The sequence below is a fragment of the Streptomyces alanosinicus genome, from assembly GCF_014650595.1.
Taxonomy (GTDB): Bacteria; Actinomycetota; Actinomycetes; order Streptomycetales; family Streptomycetaceae; genus Streptomyces; species Streptomyces alanosinicus.
This window is the reverse complement of sequence record NZ_BMVG01000112.1, coordinates 1-3,431: the sequence shown is the minus strand read 5'-3', so window position 1 is coordinate 3,431 and position 3,431 is coordinate 1. Positions and strand designations below refer to the sequence as shown.

Sequence of the window (3,431 nt, the reverse complement as noted above, 5' to 3'; positions counted from 1 at the left end):
ACACCGGAGCAAACCCCCGGATCAGGTCGAACCCGTACACCACTCCCCTGGACGCAACCCGCGCTGGCTGGCCACCGTCTTCGGGATGGTCCGGGTCACCCGGGTCGCCCACCGGGGCCGGTGTGTGGGCAACGTCCATCCCGCCGACGCTGTGCTGTCCCTGCCGGCGGGCCGACACTCCACGGGATTACGGCGGCTCGCGGTCACCGAAGCCGTCCGCGGCTCGTTCGACCAGGCCCACGATGCGGTCGAGCGCCGCTGCGGGAACGTGCTCGGCAAGCGACGCCTCGAAGAGCTCGTGGTCGCCGCCGCGGTCGACGTCGACGGCTTCTACCGCACCCAGATCCCGGTCCCGTGCAGCCGCGAGATGCCGCTGGTGGTCCAGGTGGACGGCAAGGGCGTGGTCATGCGCCCGGAGGCGCTGCGCGAGGCCACCAGCCGAGCCGCCGAGAAAGCCGCCGTCGGCCATCGCGGCCGGCTCGCGCCGGGCGAGAAGCCGAACCGGAAGCGGATGGCGACGGTGGCCTGCGTCTTCGACACTCGTCCGGCGCCCAGGCGTCCGCACGACGTGATCCACCCTCCCGGCGGCCGAAGCGGCGAGCGTCCCGCCCGCCCGGGGCCGAGAGCGGAGAACAGGTGGTGCACCGCCTCCCTGGTCCGCCCGCCCGAGCAGGTCATCACCGACGCCTTCGACCAGGCCCAGGCGCGCGACCCGAAGCACCTGCGGCCGTGGGTCGTCCTGGTCGACGGCGCCCGTCACCAACTTGACCTGATCGCAGCAGAGACCGGCCGACGCGGCGTCACGGCCCACGTCCTGCTGGACTTCGTGCACGTCGCCGAGTACGTGTGGGCCGCCGCCCACGCCTTCCACAAACCCGGCACCACCGAGGCTGAGGTCTGGGCGGCTGACCGTCTGACCGCGATCCTGGCAGGCCGCGCCGCCCGGGTCGCCGCCGAGATGACCGTCCAGGCCGAGCGGGAACACCTGCCGGCCTCCCGGCGCGAGGCCGTCGACGCCTGCGAGCGCTACCTGACCGGGCACCTCGACCAGCTTCAGTACGACACCGCGCTCAACAACGGGTGGCCGATCGCCACCGGCGCGGTCGAGGGCGCCTGCCGCCACCTGATCGCCGACCGCCTCGATATCACCGGCGCCCGCTGGGGCCTGCACGGAGCCGAAGCCGTCCTGCGTCTACGTGTCGTCGTCTCCAACGGAGACCTCGACCTTTACTGGCGCTACCACGCCGCACGCGAGCACGACCGTCTCTACCCTGCCTCCGACCACCGAACTTATGCCGTCACCGCTTGATCACGGCCGTCACTCGAAACAAACCGCACCCAATTCCCTCCCCCACTGCCTTGAGGGCGTGGGAGGTGCCCCCAGCCCGGCGGGGTCTGGCACGCACTCCCCCAGAGGGGGCACCCCCAGCGGCGTTGTCGTCGGTCGCCGACGCTCGGCTGCGCCCCCGCGGGGGCACCCCCACCGTCGACTCCTTCCTCCGTCTTGCAGCTGCACGCGCCAGACCCCGCCGGGCCCGCCCTCCGGGCGGACGACGGGAGTTTGACGACAGGGCCTAGCCCGCCAGCTCCTGGAGCCGCTCGATCAGCACGCGATCGCGCTGCTCGCCCAGGTCGCTGGCCTCGTCCGCGACGCTGGCACCGACCGCGACATCAGCGACCGCGCCGCCCTCCTGCATGCCCAGACCGCCGGACTGAACTGGCTCATCCCGCTCCTGGAAGTCGTACTCGCTTTCCACCACGCCGTACGCGGCACACACCGTCCGAACCGCTGGCGTGCCCTGGTCGAGACACACCGCACCTGCGTCCGACAGTCGTAGCCGACCTGCCGGTCCGGCCCTGCTGCGAAGCTCCGGCCTCCGAGTCGAAGGCCAGGCCAGGGTCATTCCCAAATTTGGGAATGACCCTGCGGGGCGTCCCGGCCACGTTCACGCCGCCGAGGCGGTGCATCGTTAGCCTCGCGCTTTCATGCGGCAGGGTGTCCGGTGGATGATCAGAAACGCGGAGAGTGCTCCTGACCTGCAACGATGGGACTTGTCTAGGGTCCAGGTCGCCGCAGGAAAGAAGCACTCTCCAGGTGAAGAAGCGTATCGGGTCGTACCCGCGTCTCCGCGTCGAGGGCGGTGGCCGCGGGGTGGTGTCCCAGGCGGGCGGTGTGCTGCTGGTGGAGACGGTCCGCAAGTCCGGTCTGGATCAGGTGATATCGACGGCGCTGGAACCGTGGCGCAGGCCGCGGGCGGTGCGTGATCCGGGCAAGGTCCTGCTGGATGTGGCACTCGCTGTCGCGTTGGGCGGGGACTGTCTGGCGGATGTGGGCATGCTGCGGGCGGAGCCCGCTGTGTTCGGGCCGGTGGCCTCCGACCCGACGGTCTCCCGACTCATCGACACGTTCGCCCGGGGCGGGACGCGGGCCCTGACCGCACTGCGCACAGCCCGCGCCGAAGTGCGCGAACACGTCTGGAAGCTGGTCGGGGATGCGGCGCCAGACTCGGGCGGGCAGGTGGTCGTGGACATCGACGGCGTCCTCGTCCTGGCGCACTCCGAGAAGCAGGATGCGGCCGCGACCTGGAAGAAGACTTTCGGGCACCACCCGCTGATGGGGTTCGTCGACCACGGCCGGGGAGGGTCCGGCGAGCCGGTCGTGGGCCTGCTGCGGCCCGGGAATGCGGGCTCCAACACCGCCGCCGACCACATCGAGGCCACGAAACTGGCCCTGGCTCAGCTGCCGAAACGTCTCCGGCGGGGGCGTCAGACGCTGATCCGTACCGACTCCGGCGGCGGCACCCACGAGTTCGTGGCCTGGCTCGCCGCACGCGGGCGGTGGCTGTCGTACTCGGTCGGGATGACCATCACCGACGCCATCCACCAGGCCATCGGGAAGGTTCCGGCCACTGCCTGGACGCCGGCCGTCGAACCCGACGGCGAGATCCGCGAAGGAGCCTGGGTGGCCGAACTCGCCGGCGCCATGCTGGACGGCCGGCCGAAAGGGCTGCGGCTGATCTTGCGCAAGGAACGGCCGCACCCCGGCGCCCAGTTGCGCTTCACCGACACCGACGGCATGCGGATCACCTGCTTCGCCACCAACACGGCGGGCGAGGCGATCGCCGCCCTCGAACTGCGCCACCGCCAGCGGGCCCGGGCCGAGGACCGCATCCGCGCCGCCCGTGCCACCGGCCTGCGCAACCTCCCCCTCCACGACACCGCGCAGAACCAGATCTGGCTGGAGATCGTCCAGATCGCCCTCGACCTGCTCGCCTGGATGCCCCTGCTCGCCCTGACCGGGCCCGCCCGGCTGTGGGAACCCCGCCGCCTGCGGCTGCGGCTGTTCTCCACCGCCGCCCAGCTCGTCACCACCGGCCGCTGCCGCTACCTCCGCCTCGCCAAGCACTGGCCCTGGACCGACGTGATCACGG

At 71.6% G+C, this 3,431-nt stretch carries 3 protein-coding genes; 2 read left to right on the top strand and 1 reads right to left on the bottom strand.

Features of this window, described 5'->3' with window-relative positions; genetic code table 11:
• Positions 1 to 1,309: ISKra4 family transposase (locus tag IE277_RS46360; protein WP_229882594.1), on the top strand; the 1,309-nt coding region annotated here is incomplete at its 5' end.
• Positions 1,310 to 1,574: 265 nt separating this feature from the next.
• Here the strand turns inward: IE277_RS46360 and IE277_RS46355 are convergent.
• Positions 1,575 to 1,814 carry a hypothetical protein gene (locus IE277_RS46355; protein ID WP_189960125.1) on the bottom strand — a complete coding sequence of 80 codons (240 nt, stop codon included), beginning with the start codon at positions 1,812 to 1,814 and terminating at the stop codon, positions 1,575 to 1,577.
• A gap of 281 nt (positions 1,815 to 2,095) precedes the next feature.
• Here IE277_RS46355 and IE277_RS46350 point away from each other — a divergent pair.
• The coding region (locus tag IE277_RS46350; RefSeq protein ID WP_189960123.1) for an IS1380 family transposase at positions 2,096 to 3,431 on the top strand (1,336 nt) is incomplete at its 3' end.